This is a genomic window from Xenorhabdus hominickii (assembly GCF_002632725.1).
Lineage (GTDB): Bacteria > Pseudomonadota > Gammaproteobacteria > Enterobacterales > Enterobacteriaceae > Xenorhabdus > Xenorhabdus hominickii.
In genome coordinates this window covers 225,085-251,029 of sequence record NZ_NJAI01000007.1, presented here as the reverse complement: position 1 = coordinate 251,029, position 25,945 = coordinate 225,085, and the positions used below count along the sequence as shown (strand labels likewise).

The 25,945-nt window shown below is 39.7% G+C and carries 26 protein-coding genes and 1 other annotated feature; of the genes, 9 read left to right on the top strand and 17 right to left on the bottom strand.

Annotated features, from left to right (window positions below; all coding sequences use genetic code 11):
* The 8 genes from ihfA to thrS all read right to left on the bottom strand — a co-directional run bounded on the left by ihfA (position 1) and on the right by thrS (position 7,153).
* Positions 1-297 (bottom strand): integration host factor subunit alpha, encoded by a 297-nt coding sequence (ihfA, locus tag Xhom_RS20125; RefSeq protein ID WP_010847339.1) that lies wholly within the window; start codon positions 295-297, stop codon positions 1-3.
* Positions 298-301: 4 nt separating this feature from the next.
* Positions 302-2,689, bottom strand: coding sequence for a phenylalanine--tRNA ligase subunit beta (gene pheT / locus Xhom_RS20120; protein WP_069316064.1), 2,388 nt, complete (start codon positions 2,687-2,689; stop codon positions 302-304).
* A 14-nt stretch (positions 2,690-2,703) separates the two neighbouring features.
* A complete protein-coding gene (gene pheS, locus Xhom_RS20115) occupies positions 2,704-3,687 on the bottom strand; it encodes a phenylalanine--tRNA ligase subunit alpha (RefSeq protein WP_069316065.1) in 984 nt (327 codons plus the stop codon).
* 82 nt (positions 3,688-3,769) lie between these two features.
* Positions 3,770-3,891: a sequence feature (Phe leader region), on the bottom strand.
* Complete coding sequence (pheM, locus tag Xhom_RS31125) at positions 3,843-3,887, bottom strand: pheST operon leader peptide PheM (protein ID WP_130383008.1); 45 nt, start codon at positions 3,885-3,887, stop codon at positions 3,843-3,845. Its footprint overlaps the feature before it by 45 nt.
* A gap of 97 nt (positions 3,892-3,988) precedes the next feature.
* A complete protein-coding gene (gene rplT / locus Xhom_RS20110; RefSeq protein ID WP_010847342.1) occupies positions 3,989-4,345 on the bottom strand; it encodes a 50S ribosomal protein L20 in 357 nt (118 codons plus the stop codon).
* A 43-nt stretch (positions 4,346-4,388) separates the two neighbouring features.
* Positions 4,389-4,586, bottom strand: coding sequence for a 50S ribosomal protein L35 (rpmI, locus tag Xhom_RS20105; RefSeq protein ID WP_006118955.1), 198 nt, complete (start codon positions 4,584-4,586; stop codon positions 4,389-4,391).
* A gap of 95 nt (positions 4,587-4,681) precedes the next feature.
* Positions 4,682-5,221, bottom strand: a complete 540-nt coding sequence (gene infC, locus Xhom_RS20100; RefSeq protein ID WP_071933854.1) for a translation initiation factor IF-3 — start codon at positions 5,219-5,221, stop codon at positions 4,682-4,684.
* 3 nt (positions 5,222-5,224) lie between these two features.
* The gene (gene thrS, locus Xhom_RS20095; protein ID WP_069316067.1) at positions 5,225-7,153 is read right to left on the bottom strand and encodes a threonine--tRNA ligase; all 1,929 of its coding nucleotides are present in this window, start codon (positions 7,151-7,153) and stop codon (positions 5,225-5,227) included.
* A gap of 1,144 nt (positions 7,154-8,297) precedes the next feature.
* Between thrS and Xhom_RS20085 the strand changes: the two genes are divergently transcribed.
* Both Xhom_RS20085 and Xhom_RS20080 read left to right on the top strand, forming a co-directional pair.
* Positions 8,298-8,609 carry an anthrax toxin-like adenylyl cyclase domain-containing protein gene (locus Xhom_RS20085; RefSeq protein ID WP_069316069.1) on the top strand — a complete coding sequence of 104 codons (312 nt, stop codon included), beginning with the start codon at positions 8,298-8,300 and terminating at the stop codon, positions 8,607-8,609.
* Positions 8,610-8,673: 64 nt separating this feature from the next.
* Complete coding sequence (locus tag Xhom_RS20080) at positions 8,674-9,402, top strand: hypothetical protein (protein WP_069316070.1); 729 nt, start codon at positions 8,674-8,676, stop codon at positions 9,400-9,402.
* Between the two features lie 62 nt (positions 9,403-9,464).
* Here the strand turns inward: Xhom_RS20080 and Xhom_RS20075 are convergent, their stop codons facing one another.
* A complete protein-coding gene (locus Xhom_RS20075; RefSeq protein WP_069316071.1) occupies positions 9,465-10,145 on the bottom strand; it encodes a transglycosylase SLT domain-containing protein in 681 nt (226 codons plus the stop codon).
* A gap of 461 nt (positions 10,146-10,606) precedes the next feature.
* Here Xhom_RS20075 and Xhom_RS20070 point away from each other — a divergent pair, with 461 nt between their 5' ends.
* The 5 genes from Xhom_RS20070 (at position 10,607) to Xhom_RS20050 (ending at position 15,157) form a co-directional block, all read left to right on the top strand.
* Positions 10,607-11,479 carry a metal ABC transporter substrate-binding protein gene (locus Xhom_RS20070; protein WP_232326358.1) on the top strand — a complete coding sequence of 291 codons (873 nt, stop codon included), beginning with the start codon at positions 10,607-10,609 and terminating at the stop codon, positions 11,477-11,479.
* Positions 11,476-12,387: a manganese/iron ABC transporter ATP-binding protein gene (locus Xhom_RS20065; protein ID WP_069316073.1), complete on the top strand. Its 912-nt coding sequence runs from the start codon at positions 11,476-11,478 to the stop codon at positions 12,385-12,387. Before Xhom_RS20070 ends, Xhom_RS20065 begins: the two co-directional genes overlap by 4 nt.
* Positions 12,384-13,259, top strand: a complete 876-nt coding sequence (locus Xhom_RS20060; RefSeq protein WP_069316074.1) for a metal ABC transporter permease — start codon at positions 12,384-12,386, stop codon at positions 13,257-13,259. Before Xhom_RS20065 ends, Xhom_RS20060 begins: the two co-directional genes overlap by 4 nt.
* Positions 13,256-14,149 (top strand): metal ABC transporter permease, encoded by an 894-nt coding sequence (locus Xhom_RS20055; protein WP_069316075.1) that lies wholly within the window; start codon positions 13,256-13,258, stop codon positions 14,147-14,149. The genes Xhom_RS20060 and Xhom_RS20055 overlap by 4 nt, the downstream gene beginning before the upstream one ends.
* 138 nt (positions 14,150-14,287) lie before the next feature.
* Complete coding sequence (locus Xhom_RS20050; protein ID WP_069316076.1) at positions 14,288-15,157, top strand: fructosamine kinase family protein; 870 nt, start codon at positions 14,288-14,290, stop codon at positions 15,155-15,157.
* Between the two features lie 332 nt (positions 15,158-15,489).
* Here Xhom_RS20050 and Xhom_RS20045 read toward each other — a convergent pair whose 3' ends face one another.
* Positions 15,490-16,029, bottom strand: coding sequence for a YniB family protein (locus Xhom_RS20045; protein WP_069316077.1), 540 nt, complete (start codon positions 16,027-16,029; stop codon positions 15,490-15,492).
* A 330-nt stretch (positions 16,030-16,359) separates the two neighbouring features.
* On the opposite strand from Xhom_RS20045, the gene Xhom_RS20040 reads away from it, so the two are divergent.
* Both Xhom_RS20040 and Xhom_RS20035 read left to right on the top strand, forming a co-directional pair.
* The gene (locus Xhom_RS20040) at positions 16,360-16,932 is read left to right on the top strand and encodes a metal-dependent hydrolase (RefSeq protein ID WP_069316078.1); all 573 of its coding nucleotides are present in this window, start codon (positions 16,360-16,362) and stop codon (positions 16,930-16,932) included.
* 482 nt (positions 16,933-17,414) lie between these two features.
* Entirely contained in the window at positions 17,415-18,782 is a 1,368-nt protein-coding gene (locus Xhom_RS20035) for an L-cystine transporter (protein WP_069316079.1), read from the top strand.
* 179 nt (positions 18,783-18,961) lie between these two features.
* Here Xhom_RS20035 and htpX read toward each other — a convergent pair whose 3' ends face one another.
* The 7 genes from htpX to copC form a co-directional block, all read right to left on the bottom strand.
* Positions 18,962-19,846: a protease HtpX gene (gene htpX / locus Xhom_RS20030; RefSeq protein ID WP_069316080.1), complete on the bottom strand. Its 885-nt coding sequence runs from the start codon at positions 19,844-19,846 to the stop codon at positions 18,962-18,964.
* 179 nt (positions 19,847-20,025) lie between these two features.
* Positions 20,026-22,122, bottom strand: a complete 2,097-nt coding sequence (prc, locus tag Xhom_RS20025; RefSeq protein WP_069316081.1) for a carboxy terminal-processing peptidase — start codon at positions 22,120-22,122, stop codon at positions 20,026-20,028.
* Positions 22,123-22,141: 19 nt separating this feature from the next.
* A complete protein-coding gene (gene proQ, locus Xhom_RS20020; protein ID WP_069316082.1) occupies positions 22,142-22,849 on the bottom strand; it encodes an RNA chaperone ProQ in 708 nt (235 codons plus the stop codon).
* Positions 22,850-22,944: 95 nt separating this feature from the next.
* A complete protein-coding gene (locus Xhom_RS20015) occupies positions 22,945-23,442 on the bottom strand; it encodes a GAF domain-containing protein (RefSeq protein ID WP_069316083.1) in 498 nt (165 codons plus the stop codon).
* A 573-nt stretch (positions 23,443-24,015) separates the two neighbouring features.
* The gene (locus tag Xhom_RS20010; RefSeq protein WP_069316084.1) at positions 24,016-24,369 is read right to left on the bottom strand and encodes a YebY family protein; all 354 of its coding nucleotides are present in this window, start codon (positions 24,367-24,369) and stop codon (positions 24,016-24,018) included.
* Between the two features lie 86 nt (positions 24,370-24,455).
* A complete protein-coding gene (gene copD / locus Xhom_RS20005) occupies positions 24,456-25,418 on the bottom strand; it encodes a copper homeostasis membrane protein CopD (protein ID WP_069316085.1) in 963 nt (320 codons plus the stop codon).
* Positions 25,418-25,804, bottom strand: a complete 387-nt coding sequence (copC, locus tag Xhom_RS20000; RefSeq protein WP_069316086.1) for a copper homeostasis periplasmic binding protein CopC — start codon at positions 25,802-25,804, stop codon at positions 25,418-25,420. The genes copD and copC overlap by 1 nt, the downstream gene beginning before the upstream one ends.
* Positions 25,805-25,945: the final 141 nt, after the last annotated feature.

The window sequence follows — 25,945 nt, the reverse complement described above, 5'->3', positions numbered from 1 at the left end:
TTATTCTTTTGGTAACGCTTTTTCCACCCGATTTTTCAACTTTTGACCCGGACGAAAAGTGACAACACGGCGAGCAGTAATTGGTATATCTTCGCCTGTTTTTGGATTACGGCCAGGACGTTGATTTTTATCTCTCAAATCAAAGTTGCCAAATCCAGATAACTTCACCTGCTCTCCATTCTCTAAAGAACGACGCACCTCTTCAAAGAAGATTTCTACTAGATCCTTAGCGTCACGTTTGCTAATACCCAGTTTTTCAAACAGATTTTCTGACATCTCAGCTTTAGTAAGCGCCATAAGTTCAGTCCCTCAAGGATGCTTGGAATCGCTGTTCTAATGCAGCAACGCATTTGTTGACGGTCGCAGCAATCTCTTCTTCTTCCAGTGTACGCAAGGTATCCTGTAAGATTAAGCTAATAGCAAGGCTCTTATAACCTTCCGCGACACCTTTACCACAATACACGTCAAATAAGTTTATGCCAACTATATGATTTATGCCAACTTTCTTACATTCAACAAGAACATCTTCTGCGGCTACATTATCAGGCACAACTATTGCGATATCACGGCGATTAGATGGGAAGCGTGAAACTTCCTTCATTTCAGGAATTACGCGGTCCACCAGACTGGTCCACAGTAATTCGAATACCACGGTACGGCCGTTCAAGTCAAGTTTGCGTTCCAGTTCTGGATGAACAACGCCGATATAACCAATATAATTATTTTCCAAATAAATCCCAGCACTCTGCCCAGGATGTAAAGCAGGATGTTCTTCTGCCTTAAAGGAAATGCCAGATAGTTTACCAGTCAATTCTAAAACGGATTCTAAATCACCTTTCAAATCGAAGAAATCAACTGATTGTTTTTCCATCGACCAGTGTTCTTCAAAACGATTTCCTGCAATAACGCCACCAAGCATCAATTCCTGACGAATAGCATGTTCCGCATTTTCATCTGGCACAAAACGCAGTCCTGTCTCAAATAGACGGACGCGATTCTGCTGACGATTCTGGTTATATGCAACTGTAGTCAATAACCCTGTCAGCAAAGACAAACGCATTGCAGACATGTCAGCCGAAATTGGGTTAGGCAGGATTAGTGCTTCTTCCTGTGGATGTAAGTGTTGTTGAATCTTAGGATCAACAAAGCTATAAGTAATCGCTTCTTGGTAACCTTTATCCACCAACATTGTTTTGACACGTTTTAGTGACAAATCTGCTTCACAGTGTGAAGTCATAACTAGGTCAGCACGTACTGGTACATCAGGGATGTTGTTATAACCGTAAATACGGGCAACTTCCTCAATCAGATCTTCTTCGATCTGCATATCAAAACGCCAGCTAGGCGCAACAGCTTGCCAGCTATCGTTCTGAACAGTGACCTGACAACCTAAACGCGACAGGATATCAGTGACTTGTTCGTCAGCAATATAGTGACCAATCAAGCGATCCAATTTCTGGCGACTCAGAATAATCGTTGCTGGTTTTGGTAGATGTGATTCACTAGTAACACCAACAATTGCTCCCGCTTCGCCGCCACAAATGGCGATCAGTAGCTGAGTGGCATACTCCATCGCTTTATATTGAATCTGTGGGTCAACACCACGTTCAAAACGATGTGAAGCATCAGTATGCAGGCCATAACGGCGCGCACGACCTGTAATTGCCAGCGGTGAGAAAAACGCACTTTCCAGCATAATATGCTGAGTTTTAGCATTAACACCAGAATATTCCCCGCCAAAAATCCCTGCCATAGCAAGTGCTTGCTTTTCATCAGCAATTACTAATGTTTCAGCAGAAAGTTCGGTTTCATTGCCATCTAACAGGGTAAGTTTTTCACCTTGCTCAGCGAGACGAACAATAATTGAGCCATTTAAACGTTCCAGATCGAACGCATGCAGTGGTTGTCCTAGCTCGAGCAAAACATAGTTGGTGACATCAACAACCGGATCGATCGAACGGATGCCACCACGACGCAGTTTTTCACGCATCCACAATGGAGTGGTCGCTTTGACGTTCACGTTCTTGATAACACGCCCCAAATAACGTGGGCAGGCTTCAGGGGCGTCAACACGAATAGGGAGTGTCGCCTCTGTGGTTGGTTTAACCGCTTCGATTTTGGGCTCTGTCATAGACAACTTATTAATAACAGCTACGTCACGGGCAACACCCATAATGCTCAAACAATCAGCACGGTTAGGCGTAATACTTATCTCAATCGTATTATCATCTAGCTTCATGTAATCACGCAGATCAGTCCCAATCGGGGCATCCAATGGCAGTTCGATGATACCACCCTGATCTTCTGCAATACCTAGTTCGGAAAATGAACACAACATCCCCTCAGAAGGCTCTCCGCGCAATTTAGCAGATTTTATTTTGAAATCACCCGGAAGTACTGCTCCTACTATAGCGACAGCAACACGAAGCCCCTGACGGCAATTAGGCGCACCACAAACGATGTCCAACAGACGCTCACCGCCAACATTGACTTTTGTCACACGTAATTTATCTGCATTAGGATGTTGGTTACATTCAACCACTTCACCAATAAATACACCGTGGAATTGACTGGCTACTTTTTCAACACCATCAACTTCCAAACCAGCCATGGTGATTTGATCAGATAATGCTTCACTGTTAATGGCTGGGTTTGCCCACTCGCGTAACCAGAGTTCACTGAATTTCATGAGATATACCCGCCTTATTTAAATTGTTTGAGGAAACGCAAATCATTTTCGAAGAACGCACGCAAATCAGTCACACCATAACGAAGCATAGTAAGGCGCTCCATTCCCATGCCAAAGGCAAAACCAGAATAGACTTCAGGATCAATACCCACATTGCGCAATACGTTTGGATGTACCATACCGCAGCCCAAGACTTCCAACCATTTGCCATTTTTACCCATGACATCAACTTCTGCGGATGGTTCAGTGAATGGAAAATAGGAAGGACGGAAACGAACCTGCATATCTTCTTCAAAAAAGTTATTCAAGAAGTCATGCAATGTACCTTTCAGGTTGGTAAAACTGATATTTTTATCAACGATCAACCCTTCTATCTGATGAAACATTGGAGTATGGGTCTGATCATAATCATTTCGGTATACACGCCCTGGAGCAATGATGCGGATTGGCGGCTGGCGATCTTTCATGGTGCGGATCTGTACTCCAGAAGTCTGGGTACGCAGCAGACGCGTTGCATCAAACCAAAAAGTATCATGATCAGCGCGCGCTGGATGATGCGCAGGAATATTCAAGGCATCAAAATTATGATAGTCATCTTCGATTTCTGGGCCAGATTCAACAGAAAAACCCAATTCGCCAAAGAAAGTTTCAATACGTTCAATGGTGCGAGTTACAGGATGTAATCCACCATTTTCCATACGACGGCCAGGCAATGAAACATCGATTTTTTCGGCTACCAAGCGGGCATTCAGAACCTCTGATTCCAGCTTTGCTTTACGCACATTCAACGCTTCTTGAACTTCTTGTTTAGCCTGATTAATAACAGCCCCTGCCGCTGGACGTTCTTCGGTGGGTAAGTCACGCAGCGATGACATCTGGAGGGTTAAATGGCCTTTTTTTCCCAGGTATTCAACTCGCACCAAATCCAACGCGGCAACATCCTGGGCTTCTTCTACGGCTGCTTTTGCCTTTGCAACCAGCTCAGTAAGATGTGACATCGTTTTCCTCTTCCTTTGGCCAGATGGCCCTTTTAGTTGTTATCGACTATGCCCCAAACTAATTGATTAGTAGGGTCATAAAAATAAAAAAGCCTCCACATCGGAGGCTCAAGCGCTATTTTTCGTTTCTTTTCTTACGCGCAAAGCCCCCAATTTCAGGCGCTAAAGTAAAAAAAGAAACGAAAAATAGCGGCTTTCATCATGATTATTTTCTCCACTGTATTCTTTTTAACCTGCTCAATAGTAAGCCATATTTTGAGTAAAAGTAAAAGAGGGAGCTTGCTCCCTCTTTTAATCTGACTTATGCCAGAGCGCCCTTCGCTTTTTCAACCAGAGCAGCAAATGCTACTTTGTCGAATACAGCGATGTCAGCCAGAATCTTACGGTCGATTTCAATCGAAGCCTTTTTCAGGCCGTTGATGAAACGGCTGTAAGACATGCCGTTCTGACGTGCAGCAGCGTTGATACGTGCAATCCACAACTGACGGAATTGACGTTTACGCTGACGGCGGTCACGGTAAGCGTACTGACCAGCTTTGATAACAGCCTGGAAAGCAACACGATAAACACGCGAACGAGCACCGTAGTAGCCTTTCGCTTGTTTTAAAATTTTCTTGTGACGTGCACGGGCAATAACACCACGTTTTACGCGAGCCATATACTTCTCCTATCGTCTCTGAGTTCTAATCTAAAAAAATTGCTTATGCGTAAGGCAGGCAAGCAACAACCAGGCCCAGATCTCCTTTGGAGACCATACCTTTTGGACGTAAATGACGTTTACGCTTAGTTGATTTTTTAGTCAGAATGTGACGAAGGTTAGCGTGCTTACGCTTGAAACCACCACTTGCGGTTTTTTTGAAGCGTTTAGCTGCGCCGCGTACTGTTTTAATCTTTGGCATTTTTATTTCCACTTCGCATTGTTGATTACAACGAACTAGTAAGGCGAATAAACTCCATCCAGAACTGGCTGGAGTTTTATTACTTGTCTGCCTGACTATTTCTTCTTAGGAGCGAGCACCATAATCATCTGGCGGCCTTCGATCTTCGATGGGAAGGATTCGACCACAGCCAGTTCATTCAGATCGTCACGGATGCGGTTAAGCATTTCGATACCAATCTGCTGATGCGCCATTTCACGCCCACGGAAACGCAGGGTGATTTTAGCTTTATCGCCATCTTCCAGAAAACGAATCAGGTTGCGTAGTTTGACCTGATAGTCGCCTTCATCTGTACCAGGACGGAATTTAATTTCCTTGACCTGAATAACTTTTTGTTTCTTTTTCTGTTCTTTGATTGACTTACTCTTCTCATAGAGGAACTTGCCGTAATCCATAATACGACAAACCGGCGGTTCGGCATTTGGGCTGATTTCAACTAAATCAACACCAGCTTCCTCAGCTTTCTCAAGAGCTTCCCTCAGATTGACAATACCAATCTGCTCGCCATCTAACCCAGTTAAACGAACTTCAGAGGCGCGAATCTCTTCATTAATGCGATTTGGGCGCGCCGGTTGAATTCTTTTTCCGCCTTTAATACCTTATTCCTCCAATTGGTGAAGATTGCGACTGCGTATTTCTGTCAGCAGTTTTTCTGTAAACTCGCTGACATCAATGCTACCTAAATCCTTGCCTCGGCGAGTACGAACAGAAATTTTTCCTGATTCGACTTCTTTATCGCCACAAACAAGCATGTAAGGTACTCGACGCAAAGTGTGTTCGCGAATTTTAAAACCAATCTTCTCGTTTCTCAAGTCTGCTTTTGCACGAATGCCTACATCTTGAAGTTTTTTAACCAATTCCTGTACATAATTTGCCTGAGCATCGGTAATATTCATGACAACGACCTGCTGAGGTGCCAACCATGTTGGGAAAAACCCAGCATACTCTTCCGTCAGGATGCCGACAAACCGTTCCAGAGAGCCAAGAACGGCACGGTGAATCATTACAGGAACCTTACGTTCGTTATTTTCACCCACATATGACGCACTCAAACGTGCTGGCAGTGAAAAATCGAGCTGCACAGTACCACATTGCCACGCTCGATCCAAACAATCATATAGAGTAAATTCAATTTTAGGGCCATAAAATGCGCCTTCACCCGGTTGGTATTCAAATTCGATACCATTTTGGGTCAGTGCCTTAGCAAGGTCTGCTTCCGCTGTATCCCACTGTTTGTCAGTGCCAATACGTTTTTCTGGGCGAGTCGACAGTTTAACCACTATTTTCTCAAAACCAAAGGTATTGTACACATCATAAATCATTTGGATACAACTACTGACTTCTTGGTTGATCTGCTCTTCTGTACAGAAGATATGCGCATCATCCTGAGTGAAGCCACGTACACGCATCAAACCATGCAGAGCGCCGGATGGTTCATTACGGTGACAACTGCCAAATTCGGCCATACGCAATGGCAAGTCACGGTAAGATTTCAAGCCCTGATTAAAAATCTGGATATGTCCTGGGCAGTTCATCGGCTTCACGCAATATTCGCGGTTTTCCGATGATGTTGTAAACATATCTTCTCTGTAGTTTTCCCAGTGCCCGGTTTTTTCCCACAAGATACGATCCATCATGAATGGACCTTTTACTTCTTGATATTGGTACTCTTTCAATTTAACACGGGCAAATGTTTCCAGTTCACGGAAAACCGTCCAGCCATCATTATGCCAGAATACCATACCTGGTGCTTCTTCCTGCATATGATATAGATCTAACTGTTTACCGAGTTTACGGTGATCCCGCTTAGCCGCTTCTTCCAAGCGTTGCAAATAAGCATTCAGCTGTTTTTTATCTGCCCATGCAGTGCCATAAATACGCTGCAACATTTTATTGTCGCTATTACCGCGCCAGTACGCGCCTGCAATTTTTTGCAGTTTGAAGTGGTGGCAGAAATGCATGTTAGGTACATGCGGCCCACGGCACATATCAACGTATTCTTCATGGTAGTACAGGCCAGGACGATCATCATGGCTAATGTTTTCATCCAAAATTTGAATTTTATATTCTTCGCCACGAGCCGCAAATGTGTCACGGGCTTCCTGCCAACTGACTGTTTTCTTAATGACGTCATAATCTTTTTTGGCAAGTTCCAACATGCGCTTCTCAAGCAGCTCGATATCTTCCTGCGTCAAAGAACGATCCAAATCAACATCGTAATAGAAACCATTGTCAATTACAGGACCGATAGCCATTTTCGTACCGGGCCACAATTGCTTGATTGCATGACCAAGCAAATGTGCGCATGAATGGCGGATGATTTCCAAACCCTCTTCATTCTTGCTCGTGATAATCGCAAGATTAGAATCGGTTTCAATTAATTCACAAGCATCAACCAATTCACCATTAATACGACCGGCAATGCACGCTTTTGCCAAGCCTGCTCCGATATCGCGCGCGACATCCATTACGGAAACAGCATGTTCAAATTGACGTTGACTACCGTCAGGAAGAGTAATTACAGGCATTTAAAATCCTTATCTACAGTGGTGACCCATACGAAAGATCACTTGCATTAAATCAAATTAATTATTAGTCAGCACGTTAGAAACAAATTCTTGCTTCACTCCGCAAGATGTGTACGCATTTAAGGACACAATTTCAGAAGGATCCGGTACATTTGTCCTAACTCACCCCACATACTATCACACAGAGTGGGTGTTAAAATAGTTCATCTTGACATTAAATCAGCCTCATCAATTGCTTGATAATTATTCTGGTGTGAAATCAAGAATTATATTTTTGAAATGTATACCATCAGGAAATTCCGGTATTTTGGCAAGTGTAACAGTCGTTTTAACGTATTCACAAAGTACCTTGTCACTGGTTTCAATGTTTTTTTGTTTAGGCTGTTGTTTTGCTACTGAATACTCTGACACTGATTGAACTGAACTATCAGAGTTTAACTTAATGTATAACGTACAACGTTTTTCTTCATGAGTCTTGCATTCGCATAATAAGTGCCATTGATTGAAAAAAATAAAGAAATTACCAATATCCTTTTCATAAAAACTCCAAATGTGCTTATAAAAATCTTTAAGGAACAGAAGGGTTATTTTAGACCAGAAAAATTCTATGACAAGGCCAATTAACTTGGCAGATACTTAAGCATTACCATCCGTCGTAAGCTCTTTTGCTTCAACATCACCATTATCGCAAATTTCAGATATGGTGAAATAAGAATAGCATTGGAATCAATAGGAAGTGATAGCTTCATCACCATGACTATTAGATTTCTATTTAGTACAAATATACTAGTTTTTATTATCAATACATTCATCAGTCATAGAGCTAAACTCCATTACTCCCAAAATTATTCCGGAATTTAATTTCTTCATAGCATATCCATGTAATTAATTTTTTCTTATGTTATCGCAACAAGATAACAGAATATTTAATATTTAATATTTATTAAAAAATCATTAAACAAGCCAATGTGCACTCTTTGTTTAACATATAAAAATATATGAACTTTATAAACTTGCAATATGATAAAACAGAGTTGTATATTCTCTATATGATTCAAATAGGGAAAACTCAAGGATGTACGCAACATCCATTTAGTTTGTTAATTTACTCTTTTAAAAATACAGCAAATATAAGACTATAATTATGCCGTCTAGATACAATCAAAAAACTCCTGAAGAACTAGTTAAACAACTAAAATACAAAATAGGAGGTATTCAGCCCAATCATCTTGTAGAATTACAAAAATATTCTTCGGAACAACAATGTATTATTGGTTTTCGTTCCGTAGAAAATGTTGCAGGAGACTGGATTGCTGCAGGCTATCCAACAAAATCATTTCATATTAAAGGAAAAAGCTCATCATGGGGACCACAAGCTGGGTTCATTCCTGTAGAGCAGAAATATAGTAAGGTTCAAGGTTCAAGGTTCAAGGTTCAAGGTTCAAGGTTCAAATAAAATTCAAGAGTCTAATAAGAAAATAAAAGAATGTATCAGAAATAGAAATGCCTATGCAATTCCTTTGAAATTAGAAAAACAACTATTTCAAGATAGAGTTAATAGAGGTATATATAAGAGAACAGAAAATAATACTTATACTACACAAGATAAGTACCATTTTAATTTTCAAGCAATACCTGACGAAAAAGAGGATTATACAATTTATCATAACAAAAAACCAATAGAAGTTTTATCGTCTACTAAGACAGGTAAACCTTTAACTGCAGATTATGATCTTTTCTTAATTGCTCCTAAGCTCTCTCTCTATGGCAACGCCGACATTATAAAAAATCCTGAAGTAACATATGAGAATTATATACAACAACGTAGCCATTACAGAGAAAAAAATGCAAAAAATCTCCTTAACAAAGAAGAATTTAATAGCAAAGAAGATCCCAATTTAGGTAACATATCTAATCGCATTGAAAAAATAATTGAAGGAATAAACCAAAAAATCGCATTAAATAAACCAAATCTTGTTCATCACAGTGCTGATTCTGGCAATCCTACAAGCAATATATATGATAATTTTCCCGCTCTATTTTTACTACCAGAAAAAATAGAGGAATTTGAAATCATATTTGTTATTAAAAATTACGAAGAATTTTGTTATTTTGTTCAGCAAGCCAAAAATGCCCACTACTACGTACCAATCAATCCTCTCTGGCCTAATAAGTTAAGAAAATTAAGAAGTGACAGCTTTACGCTCAGCAAACAATTTTTCGAAAAACAATATAAGAAAAATCTGTAAATACAGTGATAATTTTGGATATTTATAGAAAATATAAACATCAGTCACTATGTAATTTTCAGTTAGTCAATAATGGCTAAAGAATGATAAGCATTTTTCACTTTCCATAAATAACGTGGAGCCTGTGGTGCAGGATGGTTGTTCTGAACATATTGATAAAACTCATTTGCCGTCATTCGATTGATTTTATTAATGGCTAAAGCCCGGTTTGAATCAAACGTTCGTAACAATGCTCCTGCACCATTCACATAAGCAACTATCGTTGCATAATACAGTGTTTCTGGATTAACGATGCCTTCTAAATGTTGTTTTTTCAAGATACTGATATAAGCAGTCCCAAGATCAATGTTGGTTTCAGGATCTTTCAATTCATGTATCGTTGGCTGCCCTAATTTTCCTTTTATTCTGTAAGCATCCCGCCCCGCCGTGGACGCTTTAATTTGCATCAGCCCAACCGCATTAGATTTACTGACGACTTCTGGACGAAAACCAGATTCCACCTGAATAATTGCTTTGATAAGCGTTTCATCGACACCATAGCGTTTTGCCGCTTGTTCAATAAAACCATCAAACAGAGTTGATCCAGATAGATTTGTAGACCTACGAGAACCAAAAGCAACATTATTTTTATCAAGCATATTTTTTGCCATTACTTGCCTTTTGACATCAGATTGATGTATTTTTTTGCCTGTACATCCCGTCAATAACAATGCCAACACAATGAAACTAAATGTTAATTTCACGTTACTTTCTCCAAGATTAAGTTTATTCCTATAAATCATATATAATTTTGCTGATAAGCCAAAAATATTTGGCTATCGCGAATTAAAATAAATTAATCCATTTTTCATCTACCTCTAGACAGGGGACTTGTTTTTTGCTCGCATCGTGTTTATTGCCATCATGCAATGCGACAAAAAGTTAAGGGGAGCTGCCAAATCTATACCCCAAAAATTTTAATTTGTAACAGGATGGTAAGAAAGTAAATTCAAAGAAGTATAAATGATTCTGTTCGTGGGATAAATGAGCACGGCAAACGAAGCTGCGACTTTGAAAATTAAGGATATATCACTAATTTGATTCGATATCACCTTGACTTTACATAAACGATACTGATAATCATTATCAATAATGATATATATAACGAGTAAGGTTTGCCATGATGAACAAAAAACGCTCTCTTTCTGTTTTTCCGATATCCAGTATGATCATTGCATTATTAACAATGACTTTATTCTCTCAGCAAGCTCATGCAGATAAAAAATTCAGAATTGTTACGACATTTACTATTATTCAAGATATGGCTCAGAATATCGCTGGAGATGCTGCCATTGTTGAATCCATCACAAAACCCGGTGCAGAAATTCACGATTACCAACCAACACCAAAAGATATTATTAAAGCACAGCGTGCAGATCTCATTTTATGGAATGGCTTAAATCTTGAACGTTGGTTTGAACGTTTTTTTGAAAACATGAAAGAAATACCTGTAGCTGTCATTACTGAAGGTATTACTCCTTTGCCAATTCGTGAAGGCCCCTACAATCAAAACCCCAATCCCCACGCTTGGATGTCACCCCAAAATGCGTTGATTTATATTGAAAATATACGTAAATCTCTCGTCAAATACGATCCCAAAAATGCCGACGTGTATAACCGAAATGCCAAAATCTATGCAGAAAAGATAGCTCAATTGGACATCCCTCTCAGAGAAAGGCTATCCCGTATTCCCAAAGAACAACGCTGGTTGGTAACCAGTGAAGGAGCCTTTAGCTATCTCACGCAATATTATGACTTCAAAGAAGTCTATTTATGGCCGATTAATGCTGAAGAACAGGGTTCTCCTCAGCAAGTTCGTCAAGTCATTGATACAATCAGGATAAATAAGATCCCAGTCGTCTTCAGCGAAAGTACAGTTTCAGACAAACCAGCAAAACAAGTTAGTAAAGAAACCGGGGCGCGTTACGGCGGAGTGCTTTATGTAGACTCTCTCTCAGCTCCAAAAGGTCCTGTACCTACCTACATTGACCTGCTTGACACTACCGTAGATACTATCGCAAAAGGATTTAATCAATGAATCGCACATCATCAAATCGTCAGCCATTATTTGAGCAACCTCACCTAATTGTTGATAAAGCTACTGTCACTTATAACAATGGACATACTGCTATTTATGACGCTAGTTTTGATATTACTGGCGGTACAATCTGTGCGTTAGTCGGTATGAATGGCAGTGGGAAATCTACATTATTTAAAACCATCATGGGATTAGTCACACCTTCTCAAGGGAAAATCACCCTTAACACGCAATCTATTAAAACTGCATTAAAACAAAACATAATCGCATATGTTCCTCAAACAGAAGATGTAGACTGGAATTTCCCAGTGTTGGTTTCCGATGTCGTAATGATGGGACGTTATGGAAAAATGGGATTCTTACGCCGACCTAGCAAACGTGACCATGAAATAGTCGATGATGCACTTGAGCGCGTTGGCTTAACTGAATTACGTGATCGCCAAATTGGTGAACTTTCTGGTGGCCAGAAAAAAAGAACATTTTTAGCCCGTGCACTGGCTCAAGAGGGGAAAGTTTTACTATTAGATGAACCTTTTACTGGTGTAGACGTTAAAACAGAGAATGCCATTATCGATTTGCTTCGTGATTTGCGTGATGAGGGGCATTTAGTGTTGGTATCAACACATAACCTCGGCAGTGTGCCTGAATTTTGTGACCATGTTATTTTAATCAACCGTACTGTATTAGCTAGTGGTCGCACTGAATCCACTTTTACCCAAAAAAATCTGGAAATTACCTTCGGTGGCGTTTTACGCCATATTAATCTTTCCGGCTCTGAACTACATAATGATGATGATCCACGTTCACTGACCGTCATTACTGATGATGAGCGTGCCGCCGTCTTTTATGGGCATAACCATCATGTTCCACCACGACAAAGTCCAAAACAAAAGGAAAAACAACCATGATGGAGCTGCTGCTACAACCATTCAGTTACAACTATATGGTAAAAGCCATGTGGGTAAGTGCCATTGTCGGTGCTGTTTGTGCTTTTTTATCTGCTTATTTGATGTTGAAAGGTTGGTCATTGATGGGAGATGCTCTCTCTCACTCGGTTGTACCGGGTGTAGCAGGTGCATACGCTCTCGGGCTACCTTATGCCGGAGGGGCTTTTTTTACCGGAATGCTCGCAGCATTGTCGATGACACTGGTGCGTCATATTACGCGGCTGCGTGAAGATGCGGTGATAGGATTTATATTCTCTACTTTTTTTGCTGTTGGATTACTCATCGTCTCTTTAAATCCGACGTCCGTGAATGTACAAACTATTATTCTGGGTAATATATTGGGAATTGCTGATGAGGACGTTTTACAAGTCGAAATTATTATCACAGTGTCATTTATCATACTGATGTTGCTTTGGAAAGATTTATTGGTTGTTTTCTTTGATGAAACCCATGCTCTTTCTATAGGCTTATCACCATTACGATTAAAAATTATTTTCTTCACTTTATTAAGTGCTTGCACCGTTGCCGCCTTACAAACGGTGGGTGCCATTCTAGTTATCGCGATGGTAGTGACTCCAGGTGCAACCGCCTATCTATTGACTGATAGGTTTAAGCACCTGCTAATCATTGCTGTCACTATCGGTTCACTCACAAGTGGTGTTGGGGCATATTTGAGTTACTTCCTCAATGGTGCTACAGGCGGTGTGATTGTCACAATGCAAACTGTGATCTTCTTACTCGCTTTCTTCTTTGCTCCCAAACATGGCATGTTAGCCTCCCGCAGACGAGCGAGAAAGGAATCTCTGGCATTAACTCAAGAGGGGCAATCATGATAAATACATTTATTGAATGGCTCATTGAGCCTTTCATGCATGATTTTATGCAACGAGCTATCTTTACCGCCATTATAGTAGGCACAGTCTGTGCAATTCTGTCCTGTTATCTCGTCTTAAAGGGGTGGTCATTGATGGGCGATGCTATTTCCCATGCTGTCCTACCCGGGCTTGTGATAGCTTTTGTAACCGGTATACCGCTGGCAGTAGGTGCTTTCCTTTCTGGTATATTTTGTGCATTTGCTACCGGATATCTGAAAGAACACAGTAGAATCAAAGAAGACACTGTCATGGGAATTGTCTTCTCTGGTATGTTTGCATTGGGTCTGGTTCTGTTTACCCGTATAGATACGGATCAACATCTCACACACATTCTATTTGGCAGCATACTTGGTATTACTCAAAATGAACTGATCCAAACGCTGTGTATTGCAGGCGCCACTCTAGCAATTGTGTTGCTGAAGCGAAAAGATTTTATGCTCTACTGTTTTGATCCCAATCAGGCAAGAGTTATTGGCCTGCCAGTAAAGCTTCTTCATTACGGCTTATTATCTCTGTTGGCCTTAACAATTGTCGCCTCACTACAAGCAGTCGGTATTATTCTTGTTATTGCCATGTTGATTTCACCCGGCATTATTGCTTTTATTCTCTGCCGGAGTTTCGACCGCATGCTTATTGTTGCTATGGTCGCTTCAGTATCATCCTGCGTACTCGGTACAATAGTCAGCTTCCATATTGATGGTGAGACTGGGCCTTGTATCGTCATCATTCAAGCCATTTTTTTCACCATTGCACTTACTCATAACCAAATTAAATTGGCTCACCAGAAAGCACGCAAAAAGTCGTTCGAAAAAACGCTCACGAATACATTGCCAATTACGGAAAAATAAAATTAACGAAACAGAGTGCCATGTCAAATTTTAGATATGGCGCTATTAATTTCTATTAAAAAAACTATTTTAACCTGTTCAAATGCTACATCTGGCTGTAATATGACCATACCAATTGTCAACTTAATGAGGTGAATCATGTGGCAAACTGTGAACCGTCTATTAAGTGAATATTTTGGTGAAGCTGAAATTCACGATAAAACGGAACTAACAGGGGGCGATATTCACCGCTCTTGGTATATTGAATATGGCAACCAGTCTATTTTTGTCAAATCCAACGTGAAAGAAATGCTGCCAGTTTTTAAAGCTGAAGCAGAGCAATTGGAATTACTGGCTCGCAGCAAAACAATCTCGGTTCCCGAAGTTTACGGTGTAGGGCATAGTCGAGATCATAGTTTCCTTTTGTTGGAATTTTTACCCATAAAATCATTTAGTGCCCATAGTGCATATCGTTTTGGTCAACACCTTGCAGAACTGCACCAATGGAGCGAACAACCGAAATTTGGTTTTGATTTTGATAACATGCTTGCAACCACCATACAACCTAATGGGTGGCAGAAACGCTGGAATCAATTTTATGCAGAAAAACGCATCGGTTGGCAATTACAGCTTGCTGCTGATCAGGGAATGATATTTGGAGATATCAGTCAAATTGTCCAGATAATCAGTGATAAATTACACAACCATCAACCTCAACCTTCCCTGCTGCATGGCGATCTCTGGCCCACAAACTGCGCATCCTTAAATAACGATCTTACTGTAACGTTTGACCCTGCATGCTATTGGGGAGATCGCGAATGTGACCTCGCCATGTTGCCACTTTATCCAGACCTTCCCTTACAGATTTTTGATGGTTACCAAAGTATCTGGCCATTGCCACATGACTTTATTGAGCGCCAACCTATTTACCAACTCTATTATTTACTAAATCGATGTAATATTTTTGGTGAGGATAATTTTACCTCAGCACAAAATATGATTGATAAGATCTTGCACGAACAATCATGATAAAAATTTATTAATATGGCATTTAAAAATAAGCAAAACCATTACCAAATCTTAACTAAATATCCCTATAAAGATAAAATTAACAGATTGATTATTGAGCTCAATAAACTCAATACAACAATACGAGTGGAATAAACTTAAAGGGTAGAAAAGAGAGTTATTTAACTATGGGTTGATTAAATTAACTTAATAAAATTAATCTCCTTAAGAAATATGGCTAATTTTTAGATAAAAAACATTGAAAAATACTATCCTGACAAATGATTTCTCATTGAGTAACTCATTACTGTAAAAAGCCGCGTGGACTCACCTTACGCAGCTATTATATTTTATTACCAGCCCAGTAATTTTGATAAAAAATAAGCAATTGCACCGATAATAACAGGTGATATGTAAAGAGGAAAAATTTGGGTGAATAAAGAATGACGTGGAAATTTGATTTTAGCTTCCAATTGTTCCTTAGTCATTCCGTTTTCTTTAGCATTCTCAAGGAGCATTTGATCTTCAATATGCTCTTTGATGAATTTAAATTGATTGTACATTCTTAAACCAGATGCACTCATCGCCAAACCTACAAACATTAAAAGATAGATGACAAAAAAACTGACGCTCCCTCCTGCAATACCAATTATACGATCAGGCGCTGGAGAGTATTTCCAAAAAAAATCCAAAAATGATGTATTGAATTTAATCATTTCTGCCATCATCTTGATAAAATCATTCAATACTGCATTAACGCCATCACCTTGAACACCATGTTGCCATGCTAGCTTGATTACCGAAACAAAAGTTGACAAGAAAGCTGGTACAAAAATAATCCAGCCCAAGATCCGTTTTGCGATAGCAACATATCTAGCTTGTTGATACGTCATTAACATTCCCCATTGGCATAAATCACTCTATTTTTATTCAAAAATAACTCATAAGGCGCTTACTTTAACCTCATTTATAGCGTAATGATCTTACTTTTTCTAAAAAATATTTCTTTCTTTGCTCACAGAATACAGACTAGCCTAGAATTAACCCATAATATTAATATAGATTTATTCACTTTCTGCACCAGTTCAGCTCAAAATCAATTGGACATGCATTAATAAATAAAAGATTTTTCTTATTTACCCCCTATCATCCTTATGCAAAACCCTCTATACTGCCACTGTATGTATAGACAGCAATTAGCGCAATAATTAATATAAATCGTTATGACAGCAGAAGGGCATCTTCTCTTTTCAGTTGCCAGCCTTGTATTGGCTCACCAGCTAGAAATTACTCCAGAAATAGCACAGGGAGATTGGCTACATATGCTTCCTGGCGTACTTCTGGCTTCACTATTACCTGATATTGATCATCCAAGCTCTACTTTGGGTAGATTGTTCCGTTTTATATCCATTCCTATTTCTCGGCTATGCGGACATCGTGGATTTACACATAGTCTATTGGCGTTAATTGTAGGTGTTACTTTATTCCAGACTGAAATGCCTTCTGATTGGCCTATTCCAACTGATTTTTTCCATGCAATGATTGTGGGTTATATCAGCCATTTGATTGCTGATATGCTTACTCCTGCCGGAATTCCACTTTTATGGCCTCTGAGAATACGTTTTTGTATTCCTATTCTCAGAGGAAAGGAGCATAAAAAAGCAGAACGATTTATTGCTGTTTTAGTAGTGGTCATCGCTATTCTTCTCCCACAGCACCTCGATTTTTCATTCATTCACTACTTTGATAAGCTACCAATCGAGAAATTACAGCATCTCTACAAGCAGCTGATTTGAATTGTATTTAATAAATCATCCCCTATGTAAAAGTAGGGGTTATTGAAGAAACATAAATAATATTTCTAATTACTGCGTATTACCTTGCGATCAATACTTATGATTCATCAGACTATCTCGTTTAATTACAATGCCTGTATAGAAATAAGGCTAAGACAGATTAATCTATATAACCAATTAAACTAATTGATGACAAATAATTATATTTAATTCAATTTAATTATAAGCAAGCAGATTCTTATGCTGATACCATTCTCTCTTACACATTTCATGGTATGTATCCGATAGATTTCAAGTCGCAGCACAGCTAACAAGACAACAGATTGAAAGATAAAGGATATACCTGTCATCACCTAACGCGATTACATACCATACAGAAAAATCATATAAATATAGCGATACCCAATAAATTGTAAGTTGCAATGCAGACAATAAAGTTGCAACTTGAAAAATCAGGGTATACAAGTTCTTGGAGGCTAGGGATGAATTTACCACTTGTCATCAACGTGCTCGTTTTTGTAGCGTTGATTATTTTATTAGCAAAAACGAGTTCAGATAAATGGAGCTTGTCCAAAAAAGTTGTGATAGCTCTAATCGTAGGTGTTGTTTTCGGGCTGGCATTGAACATCATTTATGGTGCAAACAATGCTACAGTGAAAAAATCCATCAAATGGTTCAATATCGTCGGCAATGGTTATGTGCAATTACTGCAAATGGTTATCATGCCATTGGTTTTCGCTTCTATTCTGAGCGCAGTAGCACGTTTACATAAAGCTTCGTCTTTAGGAAAAATTAGTTTTCTGACAATTGGCACATTATTACTCACTACAGCCATTTCCGCTTTGATTGGAATTCTAATTGCCAATTTGTTTGGATTAAGCGCAGCAGGGCTAATTCAAGGTACTCAAGAGACAGCTCGTTTATCTGCTATTGAAACCAATTATGTTGGTAAAGTGGCAGATATGAGCGTGCCACAAATCATCCTTTCTTTTATCCCTAAAAACCCTTTTGCTGATCTAACAGGAGCACACCCGACCTCTATTATCAGCGTTGTGATTTTTGCGACATTTTTAGGTATTGCTGCATTGCAAATGCTTAAAGATAACCATGAACAAGGTGAGCGAGTACTCGTTACCATTGATACTATGCAAGCATGGGCAATGAAATTAGTTCGTTTGGTTATGAGCCTAACACCATATGGCGTGATGGCTTTAATGATAAAAGTTGTTGCCAGCTCCAATATTCATGATATTACCCAATTAGGTAACTTTGTTGTTGCTTCCTATATCGCATTGGGTTTGATGTTTGTAGTACATGGCGGACTTCTGGCGTTTACTGGTATTAACCCGCTAAAATTCTTTAAAAAAGCAAACCCTGTGCTGACATTTGCATTTACCAGCCGTTCAAGTGCCGCAAGTATCCCTATGAATGTTGAAACACAAACTCGCCGTTTAGGTGTACCTGAATCCATCGCCAGTTTTTCTGCTTCTTTCGGTGCGACGATTGGCCAAAATGGTTGTGCTGGTATTTATCCAGCCATGCTGGCAGTGATGGTTGCACCAAGCGTAGGCATTGATCCCTTCGACCCTTTGTGGATTGCTACTCTCATTGGAATTGTGACTATAAGCTCTGCTGGCGTTGCCGGTGTTGGTGGCGGAGCAACATTTGCGGCACTCATTGTTTTGCCTGCCATGGGCTTACCTGTCACCTTGGTTGCTCTGCTGATTTCTGTTGAACCACTTATTGATATGGGTCGTACTGCATTAAACGTCAACGGAGCAATGGCTGCTGGTACTATTACCAGTCAATTGATGGGCGAAACCAATAAAGAAATATTTGAACAAGATTAAGATATGGGGGTGATGCAATCCTAGTCTTTTCAGATAGCCCCCGTTATCCATATCAATGCTTCAGTAGAAAATTCCTTTAAAGATGTGATCAAAAAAGCCGGGAAGTCATTATGCTCCCCGGCTTATAATTAATACAACCCACTATAAATTAATACAGCTCCCCAAAGGGGCTTACTGCATTATTTTATATATTCACCGCTACGCAGAGCTTCAATACGCTTATCCAATGGCGGATGGGATAAGAACAATTCGCTGAAACTCTTAGGCTTACCATTAATGCAGAATGCCATCATGCTACCCCCTTCCTGAGGCTCATAGCTGGTTTTAAGACGCTGCAATGCAGCAATCATCTTTTCACGACCAACCAATTTTGCTGAACCTGCATCTGCATGAAACTCGCGGTAACGGGAAAACCACATGGTAATAATACTTGCCAAGATACCAAATACGATTTCCAATACCATGGAAAGCACCATATAAACGATTGGATTACCGTTACTGCTGCTTTCACTTTCATCATCATTGCTTGAAAGAAAGCTTGAAGCGGCCTGTGCAATGATACGTGAAATAAAGATAACGAATGTATTTACAATACCCTGTAGCAAAGTCATCGTTACCATATCACCATTGGCGATATGGCTAATCTCATGTGCAATTACCGCTTCGGCTTCATCACGACTCATATTGTTCAGCAAGCCCGTACTAACGGCAACCAGAGATGCATTACGACGTGCTCCCGTCGCAAATGCGTTGATATCCAGAGCATCATAGATAGCAACTTGCGGCATAGTAATCCCAACCTGATCAGATTGACGACGTACCGTTTCCATCAACCAAGCTTCAGTTTCATTAGCTGGTTTTTCAATAAGTTGACCGCCAACAGAACGCAAGGCCAGCCACTTAGACATTAATAACGAGATGAATGCACCACCAAAACCAAACAAACCGGCCATAATCATGAGGCCAGCAACACTACTCCGCTGAACTCCTGTAAGTGAAAGTATTATCCCAAACACCACCATGACAGCTAGGTTAGTGAGAAGGAATAAGGCTATTCTCATCATATAAGTTTACTTCCTTTAATTATCAAACAGTTCAACTAAAAGTTAAGCCATAAGGTGGGGGCTTACCCCATATTATTCAAGTTTTCTAAAATATTAGGAGATAGAATCAACATAACTTTATAATATAGCAAAAAAGCCAGCTATTAAGCCGGCCTTTTATCTATAACGAACTTGTAAAACTACTTCGTTACAGTCTTTTCAACAGGCTGATGCGCTAAATCTAGTGCAATTTTTACTGATTCATCTAAATAAGGATCTGGCCCTTTGTAATCTTTTGGCAAATCATCAAGTGATTTGAGCAGTTTTTTGCCATCCTGCTTAAAACGCTCATTAATTCGATCCAATCTAATTGTCTCGTATTCCTTATTTTCTTTCTCTCTTTGAGCATAATTCAGAGAATAAACACCATTACGAGCCTTCATAACTTTGTAGTAAGCAATATCCTGTTTGATATGTTTAAACTCAGGGTCATTGGCGATACGTTGGTTATGGAGTTTAGTTAATAGCGGTGTTAGCTCTGAAATAATCTTTAATGAAGTATAAGGTACAGGCCGGATACTATCCCATGGCAATGCGTTGTCTTCCTGGCTTTCACCTCTATCCTCAGAGTCTTCCCCTGTCGGCATAATGATATCTGGTGTCACACCTTTAAGCTGAGTACTGCCACCATTTATCCGATAAAACTTTTGCACAGTATATTGTACTGAACCTGTTTTTGGCCAATCAGGTTGTAACATAAGATCATAGATGCGATCCAGAGAACGGTGTTGTTGCACGGTTCCTTTACCAAAAGTCGGCTCCCCTACAATTAATCCTCGTCCATAATCTTGCATCGCGGCCGCAAAAATTTCAGAGGCGGAAGCACTTCTATTGTCAACTAAAACGAGCAAAGGGCCTTTATAATATATGGCCTCATCCGTATCTGACTCTTCTGCAATTTTGCCGGTATTATCCCGGATCTGAACAATAGGACCAGTAGAAATAAACAAGCCTGATAACGATACTGCTTCTGTTAACGCTCCACCACCATTACTACGCAAATCAATCACAAGCGCGGAAATGCCTTGCTTAGTGAGTTTCTGCAATTGTACTTTTACATCATTAGTCAGACCAACATAGAAACTCGGTATATCAAGGATACCGATTTTTTCCTTGCCAACCGTTTTCACTGACATCTTGACTGCATTGTCTTCAAGACGAACATTTTCACGGGTTAAGGTGACAATATGATTTTTTGCCCCTTTCGTGATTGGCGCGATTTCAAGGCGGACTTTACTCCCTTTCGGGCCTTTGATCAGAGCAACAACATCCTCAAGACGCCATCCGACAACATCGACAATAGGCTTGCCTAACTGCCCAACACCAATGATTTTATCTCCATCTTTTAGCAAGTTACTCTTGGCTGCCGGGCCTCCTGCAACCAATGAACGGATAGCGATATATTCATCTTCGTATTGTAAAACAGCACCGATGCCTTCAAGAGAAAGGCTCATCTCTGAATTAAATTGTTCTGTATCACGAGCAGAGAGATAACTGGTATGAGGATCTATTTCACGAGCAAAAGACATCATGATAGCTTGAAATACATCCTCGCTATTGGTTTGCGTAAGACGTTTCAGCAAAGTTCGATAGCGTTTGGCCAGTGTTTCTTTGATTTCTTTGTCATTTTTTCCAGATAATTTTAAATTTATCCAATCAAATTTAATCTTGGCATTCCAAAGCTTATCTAATTCTTCAACACTCGTTGGCCACAGCGCTTTCGAACGTTCTGTTTCAATCGTATCATGACCCTCTAAATCAATAGGCTGATCCAAATGAGAGAGTACATACTGATAGCGTTCAAAGCGACGCTGTTGCATCAAGTTAAACAGTGCATAAGAAAGTTTTAGATCACCATTAGCAAGAGCTTTTCCTAAAGCACTCTTTTGATCCGCAAACTGTGCGACATCTGATGCCAAAAAAACATTGTGGCTATAGTCTAGTAAGTTCAGGTAGCGATCAAATACTTTCCCTGAAAAATCTGCATCTATATAAAATTGACGATAATGAGAATGCAGAAAACGGGAAACAATCCGTTTACTCACAGTAACATATTGTGGCTCCGGCTTTAAATCTGGCAACTGATTCAGACGGATAACTGCGGAATTATGATCATTAATGGCACTACCACTAGTTGTGTTGCCATTGCTAGCAACATTGCTATTGATAGTATCCGCATACCCTGTACCAAAAAATAATAAACCTAAAACGAAAGCCAAATTAATGAGTTTGTTCATGCCCGAGTTGGCCTCCGTATCAGAACTTTAAGTGTTCTGCGCGTACAATCATTGCCAAGCCAGTAGGTAACTGCACTCTTACACCATCTTTTGCAATTTCAAGCACAGCAGCATCCATTAAACTTTTTCCGACATTGACTTTGATGGTCTGGCCGATTTTTAAAGAGGATACATCTGTAACTGATGTTAACTCAGGTTGTGCAATTTTCTTTGTGGTTTTATCTGTTGGCTTACGTGATTGTTGCAGACGGTTTTGTGAACGAGGTGAACGTTTTTCACCATCACCTGATGATTGACGGCGAGGAGCCGGCTTTTTATTCACTGGGCGTTCACTTTTCTTGTCAGATACGTTTTCAGTTTCACGTTTCTTGGCACGCTGTTCAGCTCGCTGAGCTTGTACACGCGCTTTTGCTTCTGCCAATTGCTGACGCGCATGTTCAACATGCTCAACTTCCAACTCTCCACACGCATTCCCATCAAGGTCAACACGCTGAGCTCCCTCTTTAACACCATAGAGGTAACGCCAACTAGAAGTATACAAACGCAAAGCAGAACGAAGTTGTGTTTTACTTAAACACTCTTCACCCTGAATACGTTCAACGATATCCTGAAAGATCCCGATCTTCAAAGGACGGGCTTCACCCTCTGCTGCAAAGCAGAGCGGGAAACGCTCAGCCAAGAAAGCAATGACTTCTTTACTACTGTTCAACTTAGGTTGATTTTCCATGAAATTTCCTGATTACAACGGTTTTGCCAACCAGCGCAGGCATGAACAGGCGACATTATAATAGCGTTGCTGATAAATGCCACGTCATACGTATATTAAGTTACATTCTGTTGTAGATACTTTGACACAACGCACTGCTCAACATGTTCACAAAGCCTGATAACAAGCGCCTTCAAGCCATTTTCGTCATTTTCGTCAAACCGGTCAAAAACCGTGCTATCGATATCCAAGACTCCAATAATTTGTCCATTGATTTCCAAAGGAAGGACAATCTCAGCATTACTGGCGGAATCACAAGCTATATGACCAGGAAAAGTATGTACATTAGAAATACGCTGGATGCTGTTATTTGCAACAGCGGTTCCGCACACACCTTTTCCTACAGAAATGCGAGTACAGGCGATCTTACCCTGAAATGGCCCTAAGACAAGGGTATCATTATCTACTAAATAAAATCCAACCCAATTAACATTATCCAAACGTTCATATAACAATGCACTTGTGTTGGCAAGAGAAGCGATAAAATCATATTCGCCTGATAATAGTGCTATCAAGCTATCCGCTATCTCTTGATAAAATTCATTTTTATCCATACGCCCCTATGTAACAGATAATGCATTAACAATAAAATTACAATTTATTTACAATTAAATGTTTTTGCCATACTTAACAAAACATTTCTGAAAAGATTGCTTATCATGGCTTACATCTTTCCAAAATGCCGCCTGTTTCCCTGAATTTAAATTTTCTTTAATTATTTTTACCAGTATTCACTTGTAAAATTTAGGGGTATATCACAGCCTATATCAAAAATTACTCTGAATTGCAGTCAGATTCGTGCCCTTGCTCATAGTCTTATTATGAAACACCTTACGCCCATTCTGAACAACTGTTTTATCCCCTCATGCTCATTGTACATATAATTTAATGAAATTATTTCTTAAAAAGAGAGCAAAAGTCTTCGTTCCTCATAATAAATAAAAAAAGGCCGAGTATACTCCGCTACTCAGCCTAGGGAAAATGGCTCTGTTAAAGAGCCCTGCACTAAAAAGTTGCCATTGAGACGTAGAACAACTTACCACTTAAAGAATAGTTGACATGCCATGATTTACCAAATTTTGCTCTTTATTGGCGAGTAAACTAGGTATTTTTTTGCCTTAAGTGTATTATTTTTTATCGCCGGAATGATCGCATAGCGCCGATGCTGCTTTCTGGAATGGCTCGATGTTCATCTTTTGATTGGGATATTCAAGATCATCTAAGAGGATCGTATCTAATGAAGTTGCAATGACTTTATTAAGTTTCATAAGTTGTGTTGCTCGATCATTCAAAGGATACTGCATCAGTGTGCTTGGATTTATCACAAACAACGCTCCATCCGAACGACAATCAAGCATAACTTCTTCACGGGTAAATGCCCATTGTTTCCCAAATTGTAACTTACTAATAGTTTGTATCGGTGCAGCAACGCTCTGAAAAGAGAGAAGCAAAAAAGGCAAAGTCAAAAATAGTCGTTTCATTAATTATTTCCCTGATAGACACATAATCGGATTTTATCGCCAATTCATCTGATTATATACCTTGATTTGCACCAATCATTCAAAAATCATGCAGGAGGTTGAGTTGCAAAAATCGCGACACATAATAATGCAGAAGCTCCGAGAATGATTTCCAACCAGCTGTTGATTATCAACAACTGATAACACCTTTTCTGTCTTAAATTTGGTACTAAAATATAACGATTAATCAGTGCCAAAAGCACCATGCCAATGACTAAAACTATTTTCAACCATAACATGGATTGATATTCGGAAAGAGTACGACTAAAAGTGGGCCAACCCGGGAGCAAGATAACAGTACTCACAATTCCAGTCACAATCACCAGAGCAACGGCAAAATGCCCGAAAAAAGAGAACTGCCTCATTGCCGCTATACTTTCCGCATATAGGTCAACAGTAATATTTCCACAACTATCTGCCTTTCCTGTGTGAACGTGATTACTGTGTATATTTACTTCTGATGCTTTTTCCAAACGCAAGAATTGCAGACATAGTAAAAATGGCCATAGCCCGCCAAACCAATAACCAGCACTCAATAAATGAAGAATCTGATTAGCCTGAAATAATAGCCTGATCTTTCCTTCATACATCGCTGCATGGCCTATGAAGGCATGGCTGGACAGCAAAATGACCGAACACCCCAACAACAGGAAATATCTGGCCTGAGTGTGAGAAAGAAACAATCCGCAGGCAGCAAGCGCCGCAATCAATAGCTGCCATTTCCACACTTGCCCAAAAACAGTTTCCAATACAGCCAGCCAGATATCTGGCTCATAAACATCGTGCCAACCATCCCCCATTAACCCAACCTGTGTAATAAACCAAACGATTGAGGTTATTAAAGCCAGCACGGTGCTGATTGAAACTCCCACATTCAATCGTTCTCTCATTAGCGTCGAAAAATGACCAGAAGCAAGCATTACAATGAATAAATTAAGGCCAAACATTAACATGGCAATGACAAAATGAGAGAAGCGACAAAATAGGTATAACGCCTCTAGAGAGATCATTATTTTACAGTAAAGCGATAAGTACCTTTTGTTTTATGACCATCGACAGAGAGAACACTCCAATCGACACTATACTCACCCGCAGCAAGTTTACCTTCAACGGGTAGGATTAATTCAGTCTTGGTTTCAGGATCAAGTTCCAATTTACCTGTTTTGACTGCTGTTTTTTCTGGGCCAATCAATTTTACCTTGCTAAATCCAAGCTCAATGCGTTCTGAAAAACTGAGTTTTATGGATTGTGGCGCGGCTTCAATAATCGTATTTTCTGCAGGAGCCTGATCTTTCAAATGTGCATGAGCTAAAGCCTGTTGACAAGACATACCGACAAACAGAACCACAAGTGTAGATAATTTTGCCCAAAATGAACGGATGTTAAGAATAGACATAGTAGATAACCCTTTAATATACAGATAAATTTTTTACTCAGATGGGAATTCTATATCAAAAAAAAAGTTTAATCTGCGATAATCTACGAGTAATGTCTTGACCTGTGAGGTACTACTCAAAAATAAGGATGGAAATGAAAA